The 851-nt window shown below is 57.6% G+C and carries 1 protein-coding gene; it reads right to left on the bottom strand.

Annotation, left to right across the window (positions count from 1 at the left end):
- Positions 1-17: 17 nt before the first annotated feature.
- A protein-coding gene (locus tag E5X88_RS33505) for an IS5 family transposase (RefSeq protein ID WP_292168557.1) occupies positions 18-775 on the bottom strand; the annotation gives its coding sequence in 2 pieces (ribosomal slippage) (positions 18-448 and positions 448-775; 759 coding nt in all).
- Positions 776-851 lie beyond the last annotated feature (76 nt).

Genomic DNA, 851 nt, shown 5'->3' with positions numbered 1-851 from the left:
CTAGGTTGAGGACTCATTCAGATCCAGGCTGAAATGATTGCGGCGAGAGCGAGGGCTGAGAGGTAGTTCTGTGCATGGCGATCGTATCGTGTTGCGATGCGGCGCCAGTTCTTGAGCTTGCAGAACATGCGCTCGATGAGGTTTCGTCGGCGATATGCCTTGTGATCGAGCGGATAGGGCGTGCGCCGTGCGGCAGTTGATGGAATGACCGCCTTGATCTTGGCCCGCTTCAGCCAATTGCGCAGACTGTCGGCATCATAGGCTTTGTCGGCCAGTAGCCTTTTGGGCTTGGCCACCATGCCGATCAAGGGAATGGCCATGGTGATGTCGGCGATGTTGCCCGGCGTCAGCGCGAAGGCGACCGGTCGGCCGCGATCATCGGCCAAAGCATGGATTTTGCTCGTTCTTCCACCACGCGAGCGGCCAATCGCTTCCGAGAATTCCCCCTTTTTGAGCCTGCCGCAGAGCGATGCGCCTTGACGTGGCTGCTATCGATGGAAAGCTCATCCGGAACGGGCCCGGCAGCCGCCATCTTCTCGAAGATACGCTGCCAGATGCGGCGCTGCGACCACCTGTTGTAGCGATTGTAGATTGTGGTTGGCGGACCATAGGCTGCAGGCACGTCGCGCCAGCGGCAGCCGGTCTTGAGAACATGCAGGATGCCCGAAATCACCCTGCGATCATCAACCCGAGGTTTCCCCGCTTTGCCGCGAGGAAGATGCGGTTCCATCGCACTCCACGCCTCATCCGACAACCAAAATAAGCTCTTCGACATCACTTCGGCCTCCAGCGACTCATTGAGGGCGAAGAATATCAATGAAAATCAGTCAATTGTATGAGTTCTCAACCTA

The organism is Mesorhizobium sp. (assembly GCF_004962245.1).
Classification (GTDB): domain Bacteria; phylum Pseudomonadota; class Alphaproteobacteria; order Rhizobiales; family Rhizobiaceae; genus Mesorhizobium.
This window is presented reverse-complemented; position numbering and strand designations above follow the sequence as displayed.